Raw genomic sequence first — 21,956 nt, 5'->3', positions numbered from 1 at the left:
GTTGTGCTCATGAGGTACCCGCTTCCTGACGAGGGTTGTGGTCCTGTTCGTCCGCCGGTCGCACCACCGCGAGTACGGCGCCGAGATCGACCTGCTGACCGGCTTCCACGTTGAGCTCGCTCACGACACCGTCGGTCGGTGCCGTGACCTGGTGTTCCATCTTCATCGCTTCCAGCCACAGCACGGGCTGACCCGCGGTTACATGCTCGCCACGCTGAACGGCGACCCGCAGTACGGCTCCGGGCATCGGTGCGAGCATCGAACCTTCGGCGACCGTGGCCTCCGGGTCGGTGAACCGGGGCAGCGGTCGTAGCGCCACAGGCCCGAGGGGGGAGTCCACGCAGATGAGCCCCGGATGGTGCGCGACCTCGAAGTTCCTGCGCACGCCGTGCACCGTCAACGTGACGTTGTCCGGGCCCGCATGGACGAGATCGACGCCGGCGTACTCGGCAGCGTGCAGTCCGGACCGCGTCAGCCGGTACTCGACCTGATAGGTCCGCTCGCCCGCGGTGAAACTCTTGCGTTGCGGCTGGGAGGCCACGTTCCGCCACCCGCTCGGCAGGCCGCGCAACACCGTCGCCCGGTCGCGATTGATCGAGGCTGCCGACAGCGCAGCAGCCAGCGCGGACAGCCGGTGCGCCTCCTCGCCTGCCAGCGGGGACGCCAGCGTCGCGAGGTCGTGCCGGGTGAGGAAGGCCGTGTCCGTCTCGCCCGCGAGGAAGGCCGGATGCCGGAGAATGTTCACCAGCAGGTCGCGGTTCGTCGCCAGGCCGTGAACGGAGGCTTCCGCCAGCGCGGTTGCCAGCGCGCGTGCGGCCTCGGCCCTGCTCGGCGCCCACGAGATCACCTTGGCGAGCATCGGGTCGTAGTGCACGCCGACGACGGAGCCGTCGCCGACGCCGGAGTCCAGCCGCACCCCGAACCGCGGCGGCAGCGCGAACTCCGCGGTGACGCGCGGGACGCGCAGCCGGTGCACCGGGCCGCTCTGCGGCTGCCACTCGAGGCCGTCGCCTGCGGGGACGACCGTCTCGGCGTAGAGCCGAACCTCGATGGCGTGCCCGTTCGGGCGCTCCGCGCGGGCGTCCGGGTCGGTTAGCCGCTGGCCCTCCGCGATCCTGATCTGCTCCGCCACCAGGTCGATTCCCGCCGTGCACTCCGTGACCGGGTGCTCGACCTGCAGGCGCGTGTTCATCTCGAGGAAGAAGAACTCCCCGTCGGCGGTGGCGAGGAACTCCACGGTGCCCGCCCCGCGGTAGTCGATGGCCCCGGCGGCCTTCCGCGCGGCATCGAACAGCTCGGCGCGCATCCTCTCGTCCACGAACGGGGACGGGGCTTCCTCGACGACCTTCTGGTGCCTGCGCTGGATGGAGCACTCCCGCTCCCCGACAGCCCACACCGAGCCGTGGTTGTCCGCGAGTACCTGCACCTCGATATGGCGGCCGGTGTCCACGTAGCGCTCGCAGAACACCGTGGAGTCACCGAACGCCGAGCCCGCCTCGGCCTTGGCGCCTGCGACGGCGTCGGGCAACTCGTCGAGGGCGTGTACCACCCGCATCCCGCGGCCCCCGCCGCCCGCGGACGCCTTGGCCAGGAGCGGAAGGTCGGCCTCGGTGACATCCGCCGGGTCGAGCTCGGCCAGTACCGGCACCCCGGCCTCTGCCATGATCCGCTTCGACTCCACCTTGGAGCCCATCGCCTCGATGGCCGCAGATGGAGGACCGATCCAGGTGAGTCCCGCGTCGGTGACGGCGCGCGCGAACTCGGCGTTCTCGGAGAGGAAACCGTACCCGGGATGGATCGCGTCGGCCCCGCAGGCGCGGGCGGCATCGATCACCAGGTCGGAGCGCAGGTAGGTATCCCCAGGAGTGTCGCCGGGCAGCCGAACCGCTGCCGAGGCCTCGGGTACGTGGGGCGAGTCCGCATCCGCGTCGGAGTACACCGCGGCAGAGGCGATCCCGAGCTCTGCGCAGGTGCGGAACACGCGGCGCGCGATCTCGCCACGGTTGGCGACGAGCACGTTGGTGATCTGGTTGACCGGCACCGCCGGTGACTGGCTGCTCATGACATCCTCACTGTGTATCCCGGGATACCCGCGCCCGCGCGGGCGGGCGGTACGCCGAACGCCGTGTGTGTCACAGGTCCCTCACATCCTGAAGACGCCGAACCGGTCCGTCCCCCGCACCTCGGCGTTGTGGATCGACGACAGGCTCATACCGAGCACGGTCCTGGTGTCCCTCGGGTCGATGATGCCGTCGTCGTAGAGCATCCCGGACAGGAACATCGGAAGGGACTCCGCCTCGATCTGCTGCTCGACCGCCTGGCGCATGGCTGCGTCGTTGTCCTCGTCGTATGTCTCGCCGCGACCCGCAGCGGACTCTCTGGCCACGATGGACAGTACACCCGCCAGTTGCTGCGGTCCCATCACCGCGGACTTCGCGCTCGGCCAGGCGAACAGGAACCGCGGGTCGTACGCGCGGCCACACATTCCGTAGTGGCCCGCCCCGTACGACGCGCCCATCAGCACGGAGATGTGCGGGACGGTGGAGTTCGACACCGCGTTGATCATCATCGCGCCGTGCTTGATGATGCCGAGCTGCTCGTACTCCTTGCCGACCATGTAACCGGTCGTGTTGTGCAGGAACACCAGCGGTGTGTCCGTCTGGTTCGCGAGCTGGATGAACTGGGTGGCCTTCTGCGACTCCTCACTGAACAGGACCCCGCGCGCGTTGGCGAGGATCCCGACGGGGTAGCCGTGGATATCGGCCCAGCCGGTGACGAGGCTGTTGCCGTACAGCGGCTTGAACTCGTCGAAGTCGGAGCCGTCGACCACCCGTGCGATGACTTCCTTCGGGTCGAACGGCACTTTCAGGTCGTTCGGTACCACCCCAAGGAGTTCCTCGGGGTCGTAGTACGGCCCGGTGTACTCGCGCCTGGGCTCGGGTCCGAGCTTGTCCCAGTTGAACCGCCGGACGATGCTGCGCCCGATACGGATCGCGTCCTCCTCGTCGACGGCGAGGAAGTCGGCGAGCCCGGAGGACCGTGCGTGCATCTCCGCCCCGCCGAGCGACTCGTCGTCGGACTCCTCCCCCGTGGCCATCTTGACCAGCGGTGGTCCACCGAGGAAGACCTTGGCCTGCTCGGCGACCATCACGACGTAGTCCGACATCCCCGGCAGGTACGCGCCACCGGCCGTGGAGCTGCCGAACACGAGCGACACCGTCGGCACCCGCTGGGCCGACGAACGCGTCAGGTTGTGGAACGTCCTGCCGCCCGGGATGAAGATCTCCTTCTGCGCGGGCAGGTCCGCCCCACCCGACTCGACCAGGTGGATCACGGGCAGGCGGTTGCGTTCGGCGATCTCGGCGGCGCGCAGGCTCTTCTTCAGACCCCAAGGGTTCGTCGCGCCGCCCTTCACGGTGGGGTCGTTGGCGATGAGCATGCACTCCACGCCTTCCACCACACCGATCCCGACCACGACGCTGCCGCCGACCCGGTACTCGGAGCCCCATGCCGCCAGTGGGGAAAGCTCGAGGAACGGCGAGTCCTCGTCGATCAGCAGCTCGATGCGTTCCCTGGCGAGCAGCTTGCCCCGCTCCTTGTGCCTGGCGACGTACTTGGCTCCGCCACCCTCGATGGCCTTGGCGTGCTCGCCCTCGACCTCGTCCAGCTTGGACAGCATCGCGTCCCGGTTGGTGACGAACTCCTCCGCCGAGGTGTCCACCATGGATTTGAGTACGGTCATGATGTGAATCCCAATCGGTTCGCGGCCAGGGACGTCATGATCTCGTTGGTTCCTCCGCCGATGCCGAGGATGCGCATGTCGCGGTACTGCCGTTCGACCTCGGCCTCGCGCATGTAGCCGAGCCCGCCGTGCAGCTGCACGGCCTCGTGGACGACCCACTCACCCGCCTCGACGGCGGTGTTCTTGGCGAAGGCCACCTGCGCGATCATGTCCTCGCCCGCGGCGTGGCGCACGGCCACATCGCGGGTGTAGGTGCGCGCCACGTCGATCCGCCGCGCCATCTCGGTGAGGGTGTGCTGCACCAGCTGCCGGGACACCAGCGGGCGCCCGAACGTCTCCCGGTCACGGCACCACTGCACGGTGAGGTCGAGTGCCCGCTGCGCGGCCGCGTAGGCCTGCACCGCGAGCCCGAGACGCTCGCTGACGAAGTTCTGCGCGATCTGCACGAAACCGCTGTTCTCCTCGCCGACCAGGTTCGCGGCGGGCACCCGGCAGTCGGTGAACGTCAGCTCGGCGGTGTCCGAGCACTGCCAGCCCATCTTGTCCAACTTGCGGCTGACCTCGAAGCCAGGGGTGTCACGTTCGATCACCAGCAGCGAGATGCCGTGCGCGCCCGGCTCGCCGGTGCGCACGGCTGTGGTGACGAAATCGGCCCTGGTGCCCGAGGTGATGAACGTCTTGGCGCCGTTGACCACGTAGTCCGCGCCGTCCCGCTTGGCCGTGGTCCGCAGCCCGGCCACATCCGACCCGCCGTCCGGCTCGGTGATGGCCAGCGCGCCGATGGCCTCACCTGCCAGCGTGGGGCGCACCCAGCGGTCCAGCTGCCGGGGATCGTTCGCGGCGACGATGTGCGGTAGGGCGATGCCGTGGGTGAACAGCGCGGCGATCACACCACCAGGGGCTCCCGCGTAGAGCATCTCCTCGGTCACCACGAGGGAGTCGATGATGTCTCCCCCACCGCCGCCCGCCGACTCCGGGAAGGCCACCCCCAGCAGGCCGAGCTCGGCTGCCTTGCGATGCAGCTCGCGCGGCAGCTCCCCGGCGCGCTCCCACTCCTCGGCCGACGGCAGCACCTCGCGCTCGGTGAACCGCCGCACAGTCTCGCGCAGTGCGCGGCGCTCGTCGGTCTCGAACTCGTTCACAGCAACTCCTCGGGTATCTCGACGTGTCGCGATCGCAGCCACTCGCCGAGAGCCTTCGCCTGGGGATCGAACCGGGCCTGCGATGCAACGCCGTCCCCGAGAATGCCGTCGATCACGAAGTTCACCGCGAGCACGTTCGGCAGTAGGTACCGGCGCACCGGAAGGTCGGCTGTCTCCGGCAGGAGTCGCCTGAGCTCGTCCACGGTCAGCGTGCGCACCAGCCAGGGCCACGCCTCGGCGTTGCGAACCCAGACACCCAGGTTCGCGGCGCCTCCCTTGTCCCCGCTGCGCGCCCCGGCGATCGTTCCCAGCGGCGCCGTGCGGGTCGTTCCGGACCCGGCGATCCCGGTGGGTTCCGGCGAGACGGGCTCGTCCGGATCGGCGACCTCCCGCGTCTCGGGCGCGGGCGCGATGTCCACGCGCCCGCCGTCCGGTAACACGGCGACGTGCGGTACCTCGGCCGCGCCGACGAACGCCGTGCCGAACGCCCCGTACGGGGTCGCGTCGGCCGGGGGCGCTGTCACATGGAAGCCGGGGTAGCTCGCCAGGGCCAGCTCGATGGCCGCACCGCTGAAGGCCCGCCCGACGACGGCGGAGTCGCTGTCCTTGACCACGCAGTGCAGCAGTGCGCTGGCGCCCTCCTCGGTATCGGCGTCGGTGCTGTCCGTACGCGCCAGTGACCAGCGCAGCTCACCCGGAGCGGTGTCGAGCGCGGCCACCAGCTGCCGTTGCACGAGCTCGGCCTTGGCCTCGATGTCCAGGCCGGTGAGCACGAAGGTGACCTGGTTGCGGTACCCGCCGAGCGCGTTGAGACCGACCTTGAGACGAGCCGGGGGCTCCTGCCCGCGCACCCCACTGACGCGGACCCGGTCGACGCCCTCGGGATGCAGGTCGATCGTGTCGAACCGGGCCGTGACATCGGGACCGGCGTAGGAGGGGCCTGCGATCTCGTAGAGCAGCTGAGCGGTCACACTGTCCACGGTGACCGCACCGCCGGTTCCCGGGTGTTTGGTGATCACGCTGGACCCGTCGCTGTCGACCTCCGCGATCGGGAAGCCCGGCCGGGTCAGGTCGTCGACCTCGGTGAAGAACGCCAGGTTGCCCCCCGTGGCCTGTGCCCCGCACTCGATCACGTGTCCGGCCACGACAGCACCGGCGAGCGCGTCGTAGTCGGTTCGTCGCCAGCCGAAGTGTGCTGCCGCTGGTCCGACCACCAGCGAGGCGTCGGTGACCCGGCCGGTGACGACGACATCGGCGCCCGCTCCGAGTGCCTCGGCGATGCCCCAGGCGCCGAGGTAGGCATTGGCGGTCAACGGGGCCAGCTCCCGCCCATCTGCCGTGTGCACGGCCAAACCCAGATCCTGTGCCCGCTCTCGCAGGTCATCGCCCTCGACGTGCGCGACGGACAGCGGAACCTCGAGCTCGTCGGCCAGCTCACGCAGCGCGGTGGCCAGCCCTGCCGGGTTCAGCCCCCCGGCGTTGGTCACGATGGACACCCCGGCCTGCTTGGCGAGAACGAGGTTCTCACGCATCTGGCGCAGGAACGTCCTCGCGTAACCCCGGGACGGGTCCTTGAGCAGATCTCGCCCCAGGATGAGCATGGTCAGCTCGGCCAGGTAGTCGCCGGTGAGCACGTCGAGCTGCCCGCCGGTGAGCATCTCGCGCACCGCGTCGAACCGGTCCCCGTAGAAGCCCGATGCGTTCCCGATCCGGATCATGCGAACTGTCCCGCCTTCCGTCCCTGCCCGGGTGGTCCCGCGAACGCCTGCGCGATGCCCAGCCAGCGACGGGCCTCGTCGCCCTCGGCAGCGAGCGCGGTGTCGTCCGGATGCCGCCGCTGCGTCACCACCAGGCAGAACTCCAGCGCACTGCCGGTAACCCGCTGGCGCGCGTCCCCGGGCCCCCACGTCCACTGCTGGCCCGTCGGCCCCTCCAGCTCCACGCGGAACTCCTCGGCAGGAGGCTGCAAGGAGTGCGCGTGGTAGGCGAAGTCACGGGTACGGACCCCGATGTGGGCGACGTGCCGCAGCCGGTCCGTGCCGGTCCGCACCACGCCGAGCGCGTCCGCGACGTCCTGACCGTGCGCCCACGTTTCCATCAGCCGCGCGGTCGCCATGGATGCGGGCTTCATCGGCGGCCCGAACCACGGAAGCCTGGTCCCCTCTGGCAACTCCGCGAGCGCGGCGCGCAGCCGCGATCGGCCGGTACGCCAGGTCGCGAGCAGTTCCGTCACGCCCTTGGCCGCTCCCCGCTCCGCGGCCCTGTCCACGAAGCCGTCCGGATCGTTCGCCGCCAGGTCCAGTTCGGACCGGAACTCTTCCGGCCGCGTTGCCGCCAGCAGCGCCACCTCGTCGGTCCAGGCGAGGTGGGCGATCTGGTGTGCGATCGTCCACCCTGGCGCGGGAGTCGGCAGCCTCCACTGCCCGGCCGGCTGTTCGGTGACCAGAGCATCCAGGTCGGCACCCTCGGCGTCGAGGTCGTCGAGAAGTTCCACCAGCTGAACCATGCATGTCTCCTTCGGCGATGCCGGAAGCATGGCATCGTCACAAGAAAAAAGCAAGCATGAGTGCTTGTTTATTCGGGTGAGTCTGCACGGGCACTCTTGACGTGCTGTCAATTGCGGCGGGACAGTAGCCGTGGGACGGGGACCGGGAGGTGAGAGGTCATGGTGACCGCGCTCAGCAGGGCTACCGGTGCCGTGCGCACACGGGTGCCGCCGCTGACTGCCGTGCCCCTGCCCCGTGCGGTCGATACCCGGTTGCTCGCGCCACGCGGGCGGAGCGAGCCGCTGGCCGATCCCCCGCCGGGCAGCGGGCTGGCCGCAGTGCCCGGCGACTTCGGCCCACCGTTCGTCGGGCACAGCCTCACCGCGATGCGCTTCGGTCCCGACTTCGCCCTCCGCCGCTACGAGCGCTACGGGCCGGTGTCCTGGATGGGCATGTTCGGGCAACCCATGGTGGCGCTCGCGGGCCCGGATGCGACCCAGACCGCCCTGATCAACAAGGACAAGGTGTTCTCCCAGCAGGGCTGGAACTTCTTCATCGAGCGGTTCTTCCACCGCGGCTTGATGCTGCTTGACTTCGGCGAACACCGCATGCACCGCAGGATCATGCAGGAGGCGTTCACCCGCGATCGCCTCGCCACCTACACCGACGAGATGACCCGGGTGGCGCGCGAGGGCGTCCGGCAGTGGCCGACCGGCAGTACGATGCGGCTGTACTGGGCGCTCAAGCAGCTCACGCTGGACATAGCCGCTCGCGTGTTCATGGATATGCCGCCGGGTGAGCAGCGTGCCGACGAGATCAACAGGGCGTTCGTGGACACGGTGCGCGCGGGAACCGCGCTCATCCGGTATCCGGTGCCCGGCGGTCGGTGGTCGGCCGGGCTGAGCGGCAGGAAGGTACTGGAACGGTTCTTCGCCGAGCGGCTCGCGGACAAGCGCGCCGGATCGGGCAGTGACCTGTTCTCGGCGCTGTGCCACGCCACGGACTCCGATGGCGAGCGGTTCGGCGACGAGGACGTCATCAACCACATGATCTTCCTGATGATGGCGGCGCACGACACCTCGACCATCACCAGTACAGCGGCCGCCTACTACCTCGGTATGCACACCGACTGGCAGGAGCGTGCCAGGGAGGAGTCCCGCGCGCTCGGTACGGGATCCCCCGACCTCGAGGCCCTGGAGTCGCTGCACACCCTGGACCTCGTCATCAAGGAGTCCTTGCGCATGGTGGCGCCGGTACCCAGCCTGCCACGTAAGGCGTTGACCGACACCGAGGTGCTCGGCCACTACATCCCGCAAGGCACCCTCATCGGCGTCTCGCCGGCCGTCAACCACTTCACCCCGGAGTGCTGGACCGACCCGATGACGTTCGACCCGGAGCGTTTCGCACCCGACCGGCGCGAGGACAAGTCGCACCGGTTCGCCTGGATCCCGTTCGGCGGTGGGGCACATAAATGCATCGGCATGCACTTCGGCACGATCGAGGTCAAAGCCCTGCTGCACGAGCTCCTGATGCATTACACGTGGTCACTTCCACAGGACTACCTTGCCCGTTGGGACTATGTCGCCCTGCCGGTACCTGTCGATGGTCTCCCCGTTCGGCTACGGCCAGTGACGGATCGCGCCCACGCGTGATGTGGTGACCGGCAAGCCAACCTGCTCCTTTCCCTGTGTGAGCGTCGTGCACCGGTGCCCATCTTGATAACGTTATGTATCCGTGCGTGTCGCTCGCGTCACTCCTTTGGCCGGTAGACATCCCCACCTGTTCGTGGTCGTTTAGCAAGGTCACTGCTGGACCAAGTAGTGCGGTCAAGTGGGTCGGGGACGATCGCGGCGGCGCCCGCCGTGAGTGCACGACAGTTCGGGGCCGGAGCCATGGCCAGAGAGGTGACCAGAGAGGTGAACCGTGGACGACCATAGTGAGGCCGAGCTCACGAGACGATGGTCGGAGGCGCTGACGCACACCGAGGGCGTCGATCTCGAGCGGGACGAGCTCGAGCGGTTGATCGGCCAGATCATCACCGAGGCGCGTGAAGGCCTGCGGACCGCGCACACTGCCGCGGTGGAGCGGTTCGCCCGGATCTACGCTCACGCGCCGGTGGGCATCGCGCTGACGGACGATTCCGGCACGATCGCCGAGGCCAACGCGGCGCTCGCCACCGTGCTCGGCGACTCGCCGGAGCAGCTCCGCGGTCAGTGCCTTCCCGACCTGGTGACGACAGGGGACGGTGCCCAGCTACTGCGGGAACACCTGGCCGACGTCCAGCACGGTGGCGAGCCGCGGCAGCTGCACGTCGACTTCCGGCACAGCACGGACGAGGAGCATCGCACCGTCGTCACCCTGACCACGCTGCCCGCAGACACCACGGAGCGCGAGTACCCGGTGGTGATGGTCCAGGACGTCAACCAGGAGCACTCCCTCGGCGAGCGGTTGCTTCACCAGAACGTGCACGACCCACTGACCGGGTTACCCAACGCCGGGAGCTTCGAGAACCATCTGGAGGCGTGGCTGGCCGACCGCTCGTGCTCCCGCATCGCGCTGGTCTTCTTCGACCTCGACGGGTTCCGGGTGATCAACGACGGGCTGGGCTCCGGGGTCGGAGATGCGCTGCTCCGTGCCGTCGCAGGCAAGCTCACCGACACGTTCGACTCCGCCGACACCTTCGTCGCGCGCCTGACCGGGGACGGCTTCGGTGTCCTCGTTCGCGGCGAGCTGACCGCGAACGAGGTGATCGAGCAGGTCAGCGGCGCGTTGAACGAGCTGAGCGAGCCCATCTACATCGGCGGCGAAGCGGTCGGCGTCAACGCCAGCGCGGGGATCGTGGTCCAGGACACCGGGGAAGGGCAGGCACGCGACCTCAAGCGTAAGGGCGAGACCACGCTGCACCGCGCGAAGGAGCGCGGCCGGGCGCAGTGGGTGCTGTACGAGCCCGATGCCGACGCCGCCGACCGCGACCGCTACCGCATGGCGGCGTCGCTGGCAGGCGCTCTGGAGAACGGCGAGTTCGAGCTGGTGTACCAGCCGACGGTCAAGTTGGACGGCAGCGGTGCCCTGCCCGTGGTCAACGCGATGGTGCAGTGGAACCACCCGGAATGGGGCCGGCTGCCCAGCGACGAGTTCCTGCCCATGGCCGACGCTACCGGGATGACCCTGCCGATCGGCCGGTGGATGCTGACCGAGGCACTGTCCACGCACGCGCGCTGGCGTGACAGCATCGGCGACGGCGGCACGGTTCCCGACCTGTGCCTCCGGCTTCCCACGCGCCTGGCCATCGACCACGACCTGGTGGGAATGGTCAAGCGCGATCTCGAGCACACGGGTGTACCTCCCCAGTCGCTCCGGCTGTGCGCCGCGGCCGAGACCGTGCGCGACCCGCGCGGCGAGGTACTCGACTCGCTCGGTGTTCTGCGCGAGCTGGGCGCCCAGCTGGTGCTGGAGGTCTCGTCGGCGGCCGACCTCGAAGTGATCCACAGGCACTCGCTGCCGGTCAACTACGTCGTTCTCGCCGGCTCCATCATCGAGGGGCTGGGGCGCCGTACCGACGACGAGCCCCGCTCGGCGATCCGGCATATCGACCACCTACTCGCCACCGCGGCCGAGCTCGGTCTCCGGGCCGGAGCCGAAGGCGTGCGCACCGCCGAGCAGGCACGCAAGCTCGGCGAGCTGGGCGTGATCGCCGCGCGCGGACCGTTCTACCTGGAGTCGGCGTCTGCGGAGCGGATCGAGACATTGCTCACCGGCTCCACGAGTGAGGTCGCCCGGACCGGGGGTTGGTGACGGGACCGTCCCCGACCCCCTGGATCATGCCGAGCGCGGTAGGCAGGATTGTCCGCATGAAGGTCGCAGAGATCGCCCCCGAATTCACCCTCCCCGACCATACCGGCGCCGAGCGGAGCCTGTCCGGGCTCGTGGCCGCAGGCCCTGTCGTGCTGTTCTTCTACCCGGCCGCCATGACACCCGGATGCACCGCGGAGAGCTGTCACTTCCGGGACATGGCCGCCGAGTTCGCACAGGTCGGCGCCCAGCGTGTCGGAATCAGCCCCGACCCGGTCGACAAGCAGGCGACGTTCGCCGACAAGCACCGGTTCGACTACCCCCTGCTGTCCGATCCCGACGGCGAGGTCGCCGCGCGGTTCGGGGTACGGCGACGCTTCGGTCCGTTGCTGACCAAACGCCAGACCTTCGTCATCGACACCGACCGCCGGGTCCTCGAGGTCGTCAAGAGCGAGGTCCGGATGAGCGTGCACGCCGAGAAGGCGCTGGCGGCCCTGCGGAGCAGGTCCTCGTGACCGCGCGCACGCCGCGTGGCACGTCACTCGAAGACCAGCTCCTCGGGGACCGGCTGGTCCGCCCGTAAGGCGTCGAACAGCTGCTGTGCCCGCGCCTCGTCCATCGCCGACGCCGCCGCCGATGCCACCGGCACCGTCGTGGTCACCACGGACCCGTCGGAGATGCCGCGCATGGACCATGCCAGCCGGACGAGGTGGTGCAGCCGGTCGCTGTCGTCCACGGTGAGCGCGTCCGGTCCGGCGGACAGCAGCGGAACCAGCCGGAACGGGTTGAGTACCGTCGCGGGGCTTGCGGCCTGGTCGGCGAGCGCACCGATGAACCGGCGCTGGTTGGCGACCCTGTCCAGGTCGGAGCGCGGTGTGGCGTCGCTGTGGCGCATGCGCACGAAATGCAGCGCCTCCTCGCCACTGAGCTTGCGCTGTCCGGCCTCGACAGTCCGTCCCGTCCGGGTGTCGTGCATATCGGACTCGATGTTCATCTCCACGCCGCCGATCGCGTCCACGATGTCCTCGAACCCCGCGAGGCCGATCTCCGCGTAGTGATCGATGCGCAGGCCGGTGGCCAGTTCGACGCTGCGGACCAGGGTGGGTGCGCCACCGAGTGAGTAGGCCGAGTTCACCCGCCCGGACCCGTGACCGGGAATGTCCAGCCGCAGGTCCCTCGGCACGCTCATGAGGGTCGGCCGGGTGTCGTTGTCCGGCAGGTGCGCCACCATGATGGTGTCGGCCACCCTGCCGCCGCTGTCGCCGGTGGACAGTCGCTGCTGGTCCTCCGGGTCGAGCCCTTCCCGGCTGTCCGACCCCACGATGAGCCAGTTCGTCCCCGATGCGGCCACAGGTCTGCCCTCGTAGTCGTTGACGGCCTCGACGCGGTCGAGCGAGAAGTCCACGTAGACCCACGCAGCGACCAGCGCCAGCAGCAGCACAAGGAACACGCTCATCAGTACACGTCCAGGGCGCCTGCGCCGCTTGCGCATCCGCTTCGGCCGCACCGGAGGGCGGTGCGGCCGCTGGGACGGAGGTTGCTGGCCGCCCTGCCCCCGGCCGCCTGCCGCCCGAGCGGACCCGTGCCCTGGTAGCGGCATCATCTGGGTCGGCTGGTGTTCGCGTCGCTGCCCCCGCCTGCCACCCCCCTGCCAGCCGGGCTGGGTGCGGGGCGCACCACGATCCGCCCTACGGTCATCGCCTCCGCGAAAACTCATCACGGTCCCTTCCGTGCGGCCGCTTCCCGTGCGCGTGGGCGGCCCATCCGGTCACGCACACAGGTGCCTTCCCGACGGCGGGGTGCCATCGGACCAGGCGCCGGCGGACGCCCACAAATGTGACGCACATAATCCCACCGTACGGTCACACCGCGTGCAGCGCCCCTGCGCGCGCCGACGGTGGTAGCCCCCGGACGCGCGGCCGCGGTGCCGACGGTGGTAGCCCCCGGACGCGCGGCCGCGGTTCCTATAGCGCGATTTCGAGACGTTGGGCGGCGGGGTACGACCTGGCTCGTTCGAGGACTCCGTCCGGGTGAGTCACCGCGAATGCGTCCCTGGCGAAGGCTCGCACGACGTGGCTCCAGACGCCGGGGCGGCGCAGCATCCGATGCTCCTCCCCGACCACGACGAACCGCAGCACATCGCTTCGGGCGCAGGCGCGTTCGGCGAACGAGTACGAGCTCCCCGGGCTGGTCACGCTGTCCTCGCTGCCGTGAACCAGTACCGTCCGGACCGACTCCAGCGGGCTCGTCCAGTCCTTCTCGGTCGTCCAGGGAGCGAGGCCGCAGACCGCCGTGACCGCCGGGTCGTCCGCGAGACGGACGGCGACCCGGCCGCCCATGGAATGGCCGACCAGCGCGACGGGCACCCCGGGCCGGAGCGCGTGCAGCCGCGCCATCGCCATACGGCCGTCGTGCACCGGGTCCAGCCGAGGTGCGTTCCAGCCGCGCACCCGGTTGCGGAGCAACCACACCTCGATGCCCTGCGCGGCCACCTCGCGCCAGATCACACCGGCAAGATGCGCCATCCGCAGGAACGGCGGTGACCACGGCCGGACCTGGTGCACGCCGTGCTGCGCTCCGCCGTGCAGGACCAACACCGCCCCTCTGGTCGAGCCACGGGCGGGCAGTACCGACAGTCCGGGGCGGCGGATCACTTCGCGGGGCCAGGGATGCACCCCGCCATCCTCACGCGGCAGGCTCCGACTCCGCGAACTGGGTCCGGTAGAGGTCCGCGTAACGACCGCCCGCATCGAGAAGCTCCTGGTGGGTGCCACGTTCGACGATGGTGCCGCCGTCGACGACAAGGATCTGGTCGGCGGCGCGGATGGTGGACAGCCGGTGGGCGATGATCAATGCCGTTCGCCCGTCGAGCGCGTCGGCGAGCGCGGCGGCGACCGCGGCCTCGGACTCGGCGTCGAGGTGGGCCGTCGCCTCGTCGAGCACGACGACGCGCGGCTGAGCCAGCAGCAGTCGCGCTATCGTCAGGCGCTGCCGTTCCCCGCCGGAGAGCCGGTACCCGCGATCCCCGACGACGGTGTCCAACCCGTCGGGCAGGGAGGCCACCAGCGATCCGAGGCGCGCGCGGCCGAGCGCGGCGTATATCTCGTCCTCGGTGGCATCCCGGTTCGCGTAGGCGAGGTTCTCCCGGATCGTGTCGTGGAAGAGGTGGCCGTCCTGAGCCACCACCCCGACCGTCTCGCGCAAGCTGGCGAAGCTCAGCTCGCGCACGTCCACTCCCGCCAGCCGCACCGAGCCCGTGTCGACGTCGTACAACCGCGGTACCAACGAGGCGATCGTGGACTTGCCCGCGCCGGAGGCGCCGACCAGCGCGACCGTCCGACCGGCCGGCACCCGGAAGTCGATACCGTGCAGAACCTGCTCACCTTCGCGGGTGTCCAGCGTGGCGACCTCTTCGAGAGAGGCCAGCGAGACCTGTTCGGCAGGCGGGTAGGCGAACCGTACATGGCGCAGCTCCACCGACACCGCGCCCGCGGGGACCCGCCGTGCGTCCGGATGTTCGGTGATGCCCGGCTCGAGGTCGAGCACCTCGAAGATCCGCTCGAAGGACACCAGAGCAGCCATGATGTCCACCCGCAGGTTCGCCAGCGCCGTCAGCGGTGTGTACAGGCGCGTCAGGAGCAGGGCCATGGCGACCACCGTCCCGGCGTCCAGCGCACCGCCGAGGGCCAGCCAGCCACCCAGGCCGTACACCAGGGCCAGGGCGAGCGCCGAGACCAGCGTCAGCGTGGTCATGAACCAGCGCGTCAACATCGCGGTGCGCACCCCGACATCACGCACCTGTGCGGCATGCTGCCCGAACTCGACGGCCTCCGCGCGCGGGTCACCGAGCAGCTTCACCAGCGTGGCACCCGACGCGGAGAACCGTTCCGTCATCTGGGTGGTCATTCCGGAGTTGAGCCGAGCCGCTTCGCGTTGCAGGTGTGCCATCCGCCGGGCGATGCGGCGGGCGGGAACCACGAACACCGGCAGCAGCACAAGGGCAAGCGCGGTGATCTGCCAGGACAGCGTGACCATCACCGCAACGGCGAGTATCAGCTGGACCGAGTTGGTGACCAGTCCGGACAGTGTCGCGGTGAAGGTGCGCTGTGCGCCGATAACGTCGTTGTTCAGCCTGCTCACGAGCGCACCGGTGCGGGTGCGATGGAAGAACGCCACAGGCATACGCTGGACGTGCTCGAACACCGCGCGGCGCAGGTCGTAGATCAGCCCTTCCCCGATCCTGGCGGACTGCCACCGCTCGGCGAGGCCGACTGCCGCATCGACACACGCGACGGCCGCGATCACCAGCGCCAGGATCACGACCATCCGGGTGTCTTGCCTGTCCACGATGGTATTGACGACCTCGCCCGCCAGCAGCGGGGTACTCACCGCCAGCACGGCACCGATCACGGTGAGGACGCCGAAGACCGACAGGTGGGCCCGGTACGGCCGGGAGAACGCGGCTACCCGGGAGATCGTGCCCGCGCGGAGCCGCGCCGGGGCGTCGACGCCGCGCATCGTGCTACTCAGCAGTGACCATGTGTTGTCCATCGCCCCGGCACACCTTCCGAAGTTAAGCAATACTCGAAGTTTATGCGCTTCCTGAGCAGGTTAACGCATCATCGAGTCGCATTGATTCCCGGAAGGCACAATCAGGCATGTACGGGCGCGCACGGCCACACGGATCGCACGCGCCCGGCTGGTCCCGCCCCGTCGAGCATCGCCTGCGGACCGCGCAGAAGAACGGCCGCGCCGGGCCCGATCCGTCCCCGCCACCGGGCCCGGCGCGGCCGCAGTGCTCACACCGGCGACGCGGCAGAGCCGGGCGGTGTAGCCGCTGGTACTGCTCGGGGCATGGTCGGCGATGGCGGACCGGCCCGCCACCCTGGCACGGCCCGCACTCCTGGCAGAGCTACTTCTTCCTCGTCCGGGTAGCGCCACCACGTCCGCGTAGCTGCACACCGGACTCGCAGAGCACCCGGTGCACGAACCCGTAGGAGCGCCCGGTCGACTCCGCGAGGCTCCGGATGCTCTCGCCCTTCTCGTACTTCTTCTTCAGGTCGGCCGCCAACTTGTCCCGTGAGTCACCGGTGATGCGCGCGCCCTTCTTCAGATCAGCCACGATTTCCCGCCTCCTACCGGAGAGTGGTGTGGGCCACAGCCAGCCCCTTATGTCGCAATGATCGAACACTGCGCCGCTGAACGCCAGACGGGAGACGAAAATGCCCTGGAAGATCACCCACGGACGGCCTAATCACGTCCGTGGAATCCACCACGCCGCCGCACCAGGGCCGCAGGTGTACCCACGGTCGGGCCAGAGCTGGAAGCGTGGCCGCTGCCGGGCCGACCGCAGTCCTGCGGTGTTATGCCAGCTCCACCAGTTCCCGGTACTCCTCGGACCAGAAGTCCTCGTTGCCGTCGGGCAGCAGGATCACCCGTTCCGGGTCGAGCGCGTCGACGGCTCCGGGGTCGTGCGTGACAAGCACGACCGCGCCCGCGTAGCTGCGTAGCGCATCGAGGACCTGCTCCCGGCTTGCCGGGTCGAGGTTGTTCGTCGGCTCGTCGAGCAGCAGTACGTTCGCGGCGCTGGAGACCAGCCCCGCGAGCGCCAGGCGTGTCTTCTCCCCACCGGAGAGCGTCTCGGCAGGCTGGTTCAGCTGCTCACCGGAGAACAGGAACGTGCCGAGCAGGGTTCGTAGCTCCTGCTCACCGGTGTCCGGGGCCAGGTGCCGGATGTTCTCCCACACGTTCGCCGAGTGGTCGAGGGTCTCGTGCTCCTGGGCGTAGTACCCGATACGCAGGCCGTGCCCGGGCACGGTACGGCCGGCGTCGGGTCGCTCCAGCCCGCCGAGCAGCCGGAGCAACGTGGTCTTGCCCGCACCGTTGAGGCCGAGGACCACGACCTTCGAACCCCTGTCGATCGCGAGGTCGACACCTGTGAAGATCTCCAGCGAGCCGTAGGACTTCGACAGCCCCTCCGCGCTGAGCGGCGTCTTCCCGCACGGCGCCGGGGCGGGGAACGTGATCGACGCGGTCTTGTCCTCGGTGCGCTCGGACTCCAGGTTCGCGAGCATCTCGTCGGCCCTGCGCGCCATGTTCTTCGCCGCGACCGCCTTGGTGGCCTTCGCGCCGAGCTTGGCAGCCTGCTGCTGCAGCGCCGAAGCCTTGCGCTCGGCGTTGGCTCGCTCGCGCCTGCGTCGCTTCTCGTCCGTCGCTCGGGCGTCGAGGTAGCGGCTCCAGCTCATGTTGTAGACGTCCAGCTCGCCGCGCTGGGCGTCGAGGAACCACACCTTGTTCACGACCTCGTCCAGCAGGTCGACGTCGTGACTGATCACGACGAGGCCGCCCTCGTGGGCCTTGAGGAAGGCACGCAACCAGCTGATCGAGTCGGCGTCGAGATGGTTGGTCGGCTCATCCAGCAGCAGGATGCGGTTCGACTTGGCACCGAGCCCACCCTCTGTCGCGGCGAACAGGATCCTGGCCAGCTCCACCCTCCTGCGTTGCCCGCCGGACAGCGTCTCGAGGGGCTGGCCGAGCACCCGCTGCTCCAGTCCGAGGTTCACGCAGATGCGGGTCGCCTCACTCTCGGCCGCGTAGCCGCCGAGCGAGGCGAACCGCTCCTCCAGCTTGCCGTAGGTCCGCACGGCGCGTTCCCGCGCCGTGTCATCGGCGAGCTCTGCCATGGCGACCTGGGACTTCTCCATCTCCCGCGCGATCTCGTCGAGGCCCCGTGCGGACAGCACGCGGTCGTTCGCGGTGACCGACAGGTCACCTTCTCGCGGATCCTGCGGCAGGTACCCCAGCTCGGTGGCCCGGGTGATCTCACCGGCGTACGGTTGCGCCTCGCCTGCCAGCGCGCGCAGCGTGCTCGTCTTGCCCGCGCCGTTGCGGCCCACGAGACCGATGCGGTCCCCTGGCTGGACGCGTAACGCTGTGTCGGTGAGCAGGATGCGTGAACCGGCGCGCAGTTCCAGGCCGGTAGCCGTGATCACAAGCGACTCCGTGTGCTGACGATCGGTGGTCGGGTGGGTATACGTTCCCGCCGGAGCTACGACCCGTTCGGGGAGCCTCAGGCGGGTACGGTGCCTATATCCGTGACTATTCCAGGCGAACGACCATCACCTCAGTGTACGGACCACCGACGGTTCGTCGCGGCGGGGCGTGCGCAGGCTCACCCTCCGGCGGTGCCGGGATCTCTGATCACGATCTCCACTGCGCGGGCCCGCGCGGCGGCCTCGTCCAGGACCCGGCGCCGCGGCTCGGGCACGTCGAGCACCTCGCCCCGCACCAGCGCGAAGACCGGACGCAGGCGGGAGTCCGCCCGCAGCTCGTCCAGCGCCGCCCGGTCACCGCCGAGAACCACCGCGTCCAGCCGGTCGACCTCGGCGAGCACGACCTCCGCGGCATCGTCGGCCGCCCTGCGTAGCGCCTGCCGTGCCTGCCCTTGCCGCCTGCGCGCGAACCGCTGCTGGGACCAGCCACCCGCGGAGGTGCGGCCCTGCACGTGATGACGGTCGGTACGCGAGGTCACCACGGAGTCGCCATCGGCTATGCCGACGCTGTGCGCGCCGGCGCGGACCAGGATCAACCCGATACGCCGGTTCCGGCAGGCGTGCTCGACCAGCTCGTCCACGGCGAGGCCCGCCACAGAGGTGTGCCCGCCCTCGCGTGGCGGGAGCGGGGCGAACGGCACAGTCGCCGTCGCCGTGGTTCCGTTTCCACCGGTGACGGTGACCGCGTCCGGGGTGCGCTCGGTGCCACGGATACCGTCGTTTCGGGTAGCGAAGTTGTCGAACCACCGTCGTAACCGTTGCGGTGCGACCTCCACCGCTCGGCCGCCGCCCGCGACCTGGCGCGCCTTCACAGGACGAACGACTCCGACCACGGTGTGGTGGCCCGCCCGGAAAGCGAGTCCAGCAACGCGACTCCCTGCTTGTCCGTCAGTGACGCCACGAAGTCCACGATGGCACGGCCCCGCGCGAGTGTCCGGATGTCGTACTCGCCTCCGGCCCCGGCCGGGCGCGAGAGGCGTAGCAGCTCGGGGCGGTCCCTCTCGAGTCGCTGGTACTCGGTCGTGGCCAGCTCGACGAGATCGTGCAACCTGCGCGGGATGCGGTACCATTCGCTGCCGTCGCGTACCCACTCGTCCAGCTCGCCGACCAGGTTCCGCAGCAAGGCAGCCTGCCCCCGCTGGTGCAGCGCCAGGTCGGGACGCAGCAACACGAACCGGCTGTGTACCCATTTCAGGATCTGCACCTCGTGCCACTGCTCGGCGCGCAGCGTCACGTGCCCCGACCGGGTGGACGGGGACTCGGTGAGGACGATCCCCTCCACCAGCCGTTCGGTCCAGCGTGTCGAGAACTCGGCGATCGCCTGCTCGGCCTCGACCGAACCGTCGAACACGGCGGCGAGCAGGCCGTCCACCAGCTCACGGCGCACCCGTGCCACCGCGTACGCGAAAGCGTCGTCGTCGACGATCCACGAGTCCTTGGCGTGCAACCGGCGACGGAGCCTTTCCAGCGAGTACCCGGACCGCCCGTCCCGGGTAGCCATCCTCGACTCGGGCACCGTCGACAGCTCGAGCGCGTGCCGGGTCCACTGCTGCAGCTCCCCCGCCACGCTCGCCTGCTGGAGCACGCCGATGCGGTGGAAATCCTGCAGATCGTGGATGGCGTAGGCGATGTCGTCGGCCGTATCCATCACCGAGGCCTCGACGGTCTGTTGCCACGGCTCGATGTACCGCCGGAACGGCTCGCGCGCCTGGTCGACGTCGTCGAGCTCGGTGAAGTAGGCCGAGTACTTGCTCGAACCGGTACCGGGAGCCTCGGCGGGCTCACCGGCCCCGCGGGGCGGCACCGCCATCGAGGACGGGTGTGGCTGGGGTACACCGAGGCGCGCCCACGGGTACTTCAGCACGGCGGCGCGCACCGCAGCGGTCAGGTCGAGCCCCACGGCCGTCGGGCCGCGTACGTCCGTGGTGGTGAGGATCCGGAAGGTCTGCGCGTTGCCCTCGAACCCGTCGGTGAGCCCGAAACGTTCCCGCGCCAGCTCGTCGAGCACCTGCTCGCCGAGGTGCCCGAACGGCGGGTGCCCGAGGTCATGCGCCAGCGCTGCGGCCTCGACCACATCGGGGTCGCAGCCACCGAGCTTGTCGAGCACGGCGGCGTCGCTCGCGGTGGCGGAGAGCCGATCCGCGATCGCGCGCGCGACCTGTGCCACCTTCAGGCTGTGCGTGAGCCTGTTGTGCAGCAGGCCGGAGTCGGTGGTACTGACCACCTGGGTCACGCCGCCGAGCCGGGCGAAGAACGGGGACGTGGCGATGCGGTCCCTGTCGATACGAAACGCAGCGTTCGAGCTCTCGGCCGCCGCGGCCGTCGCGTCCCTGCGGGCTGTCCGGGCTCCGGCGGCATCATCGGTACTGCTTGTCATCCCACTCACCCCCTCTACCGTAATCCTCGCCTCGCTGCCACGCGTGAAGCTGGACCGGGACCGGCAGGCACCGGTGGCATAGTCTCGAGGCGTGCTCGATATCGCGGTACTCGGTGGCGGTCCAGCGGGCTGGGCGGTGGCACACGCCTGCACCCGCGCGGGCCTGCTGACCGCGCTCGTCGACAAGGACCCGCACCGATGCTGGCCCGCGACCTACGGCGCCTGGCACGACGAGTTGCCCACCTGGGCCCTTCCCGCCGTCGCCGTGGCACCCGCGCGTACGCGGGTACGCACGTCCGGATACCGCTCCCTCCCCCGCCGCTACACGGTGCTCGACAACGCACGCCTCGCTGACCTGCTACGCGACAGCGACGTCCGGACGGTCGCGGCGTACGCCCGGTCGCTGCGCCCCCTCGGGCGCGGTACCGAGATCGACCTCACCGCCGGCGGCACGCTACGGGCCCGCGTCGTGATCGATGCCACCGGGACTCCCCACCGCCGGCCACGACGGTGGTCGCGGCTGTCCCGGCGCGCGGAGCAGACGGCCACCGGCGTCATCGCGACCGCCGAGGAGGCGAGCTCACTGGTCCCGTGCGCCGGATCGACCGCGCTGTTCATGGACTGGTCCCACGCGCCGACCGGAGGCGAACCGGCCAGCTTCCTGTACACGCTCCCGCTACCGGGGAACCGGGTGTTGCTCGAGGAGACATGCCTGGCGCACCGGCCGGGCCTGAGCCACGCCCTGCTGGAGCGGAGACTGCGTACCCGGCTTGCGGCGGCCGGCATGAACCCCGAGGGACGCGCGGCGGAACGCGTGCGCATCCCCTTGGACGTCGGTACCGGCCGTGCCGGTCCGGTGGCGCCACCCGACCCCGTGGTGCCCTTCGGGGTGGCAGCGGGGTTGGTACACCCTGCGACCGGCTACCACCTGGCGACCGCGCTCGAGCTCGCCCCGCGCGTGGCGGCGTCCCTCGCCGACGGCCTGCGGCGCGGCCACCGGCACGCCGCCCGTGCCGCCAGGAACGAGGCGTGGACCCCGGCGGCCGTGACGGTGCATGCATTACGGCGTAAGGGCATGCATGCCCTGCTGGCGATGCCGGGCGCGGCGCTACCCGAGTTCTTCGAGCTGTTTTTCGACCTGCCCGCCGGGCACCAGCGCGCGTTCCTGTCCGGGCGGGAGGACACGCTCGGTACGGTCGCGGCCATGCGCGCCGTGTTCGCCGCCGCACCCTGGCGTCTGCGGCGGTACCTCCTGTAGGGCGCTGAATGAGGTTCTCCTCGGGTTTGTGTGGGTGGTGTGCGCGGTAGGTGGGGGTGGTGTGCCGGCTGTGTCAGGCGTGTGGTGATTGTGCGGCGTGGATGAGG

16 protein-coding genes are annotated in these 21,956 nt (G+C 69.9%); 4 read left to right on the top strand and 12 right to left on the bottom strand.

The window, feature by feature from the left end; genetic code table 11:
* Nucleotides 1–7: 7 nt before the first annotated feature.
* The 5 genes from CHB84_RS17390 to CHB84_RS17370 form a co-directional block, all read right to left on the bottom strand.
* Nucleotides 8–2,062 (bottom strand): acetyl/propionyl/methylcrotonyl-CoA carboxylase subunit alpha, encoded by a 2,055-nt coding sequence (locus CHB84_RS17390; protein WP_089302706.1) that lies wholly within the window; start codon nt 2,060–2,062, stop codon nt 8–10.
* 81 nt (nt 2,063–2,143) lie between these two features.
* Entirely contained in the window at nt 2,144–3,742 is a 1,599-nt protein-coding gene (locus CHB84_RS17385; protein ID WP_176440018.1) for an acyl-CoA carboxylase subunit beta, read from the bottom strand.
* Nucleotides 3,739–4,884, bottom strand: coding sequence for an acyl-CoA dehydrogenase family protein (locus CHB84_RS17380; RefSeq protein ID WP_089302705.1), 1,146 nt, complete (start codon nt 4,882–4,884; stop codon nt 3,739–3,741). The genes CHB84_RS17385 and CHB84_RS17380 overlap by 4 nt, the downstream gene beginning before the upstream one ends.
* Nucleotides 4,881–6,602 (bottom strand): acyclic terpene utilization AtuA family protein, encoded by a 1,722-nt coding sequence (locus CHB84_RS17375; RefSeq protein WP_089302704.1) that lies wholly within the window; start codon nt 6,600–6,602, stop codon nt 4,881–4,883. Before CHB84_RS17375 ends, CHB84_RS17380 begins: the two co-directional genes overlap by 4 nt.
* Entirely contained in the window at nt 6,599–7,390 is a 792-nt protein-coding gene (locus CHB84_RS17370) for a TIGR03084 family metal-binding protein (RefSeq protein ID WP_089302703.1), read from the bottom strand. The genes CHB84_RS17375 and CHB84_RS17370 overlap by 4 nt, the downstream gene beginning before the upstream one ends.
* A gap of 159 nt (nt 7,391–7,549) precedes the next feature.
* On the opposite strand from CHB84_RS17370, the gene CHB84_RS17365 reads away from it, so the two are divergent.
* From CHB84_RS17365 to CHB84_RS17355, 3 genes are all read left to right on the top strand, one after another.
* Nucleotides 7,550–9,022 carry a cytochrome P450 gene (locus CHB84_RS17365; RefSeq protein ID WP_089302702.1) on the top strand — a complete coding sequence of 491 codons (1,473 nt, stop codon included), beginning with the start codon at nt 7,550–7,552 and terminating at the stop codon, nt 9,020–9,022.
* Between the two features lie 271 nt (nt 9,023–9,293).
* Nucleotides 9,294–11,165 (top strand): EAL domain-containing protein, encoded by a 1,872-nt coding sequence (locus CHB84_RS17360; RefSeq protein WP_245818805.1) that lies wholly within the window; start codon nt 9,294–9,296, stop codon nt 11,163–11,165.
* A 56-nt stretch (nt 11,166–11,221) separates the two neighbouring features.
* Nucleotides 11,222–11,677: a peroxiredoxin gene (locus tag CHB84_RS17355; protein ID WP_089302701.1), complete on the top strand. Its 456-nt coding sequence runs from the start codon at nt 11,222–11,224 to the stop codon at nt 11,675–11,677.
* 23 nt (nt 11,678–11,700) lie between these two features.
* Here the strand turns inward: CHB84_RS17355 and CHB84_RS17350 are convergent, their stop codons facing one another.
* The 7 genes from CHB84_RS17350 to CHB84_RS17320 all read right to left on the bottom strand — a co-directional run bounded on the left by CHB84_RS17350 (nt 11,701) and on the right by CHB84_RS17320 (nt 20,591).
* Nucleotides 11,701–12,618 carry an LCP family protein gene (locus CHB84_RS17350; protein ID WP_342743976.1) on the bottom strand — a complete coding sequence of 306 codons (918 nt, stop codon included), beginning with the start codon at nt 12,616–12,618 and terminating at the stop codon, nt 11,701–11,703.
* Between the two features lie 508 nt (nt 12,619–13,126).
* Complete coding sequence (locus tag CHB84_RS17345) at nt 13,127–13,837, bottom strand: alpha/beta hydrolase (protein WP_176440017.1); 711 nt, start codon at nt 13,835–13,837, stop codon at nt 13,127–13,129.
* Between the two features lie 10 nt (nt 13,838–13,847).
* Nucleotides 13,848–15,713, bottom strand: coding sequence for an ABC transporter ATP-binding protein (locus CHB84_RS17340; RefSeq protein WP_089302698.1), 1,866 nt, complete (start codon nt 15,711–15,713; stop codon nt 13,848–13,850).
* Nucleotides 15,714–16,074: 361 nt separating this feature from the next.
* Nucleotides 16,075–16,284: a helix-turn-helix domain-containing protein gene (locus tag CHB84_RS17335; protein ID WP_089302697.1), complete on the bottom strand. Its 210-nt coding sequence runs from the start codon at nt 16,282–16,284 to the stop codon at nt 16,075–16,077.
* Between the two features lie 241 nt (nt 16,285–16,525).
* Entirely contained in the window at nt 16,526–18,154 is a 1,629-nt protein-coding gene (locus tag CHB84_RS17330) for an ABC-F family ATP-binding cassette domain-containing protein (protein ID WP_089302696.1), read from the bottom strand.
* A 179-nt stretch (nt 18,155–18,333) separates the two neighbouring features.
* Complete coding sequence (locus CHB84_RS17325) at nt 18,334–19,026, bottom strand: acVLRF1 family peptidyl-tRNA hydrolase (RefSeq protein WP_089302695.1); 693 nt, start codon at nt 19,024–19,026, stop codon at nt 18,334–18,336.
* A complete protein-coding gene (locus CHB84_RS17320) occupies nt 19,023–20,591 on the bottom strand; it encodes a deoxyguanosinetriphosphate triphosphohydrolase family protein (RefSeq protein ID WP_089302694.1) in 1,569 nt (522 codons plus the stop codon). The genes CHB84_RS17325 and CHB84_RS17320 overlap by 4 nt, the downstream gene beginning before the upstream one ends.
* A gap of 91 nt (nt 20,592–20,682) precedes the next feature.
* Between CHB84_RS17320 and CHB84_RS17315 the strand changes: the two genes are divergently transcribed.
* Entirely contained in the window at nt 20,683–21,849 is a 1,167-nt protein-coding gene (locus tag CHB84_RS17315) for a lycopene cyclase family protein (protein WP_089302693.1), read from the top strand.
* Nucleotides 21,850–21,956 lie beyond the last annotated feature (107 nt).

Origin of the sequence: Haloechinothrix alba, from assembly GCF_900188115.1 — a bacterium.
In the GTDB taxonomy this organism is placed as follows: domain Bacteria; phylum Actinomycetota; class Actinomycetes; order Mycobacteriales; family Pseudonocardiaceae; genus Haloechinothrix; species Haloechinothrix alba.
This window is presented reverse-complemented; position numbering and strand designations above follow the sequence as displayed.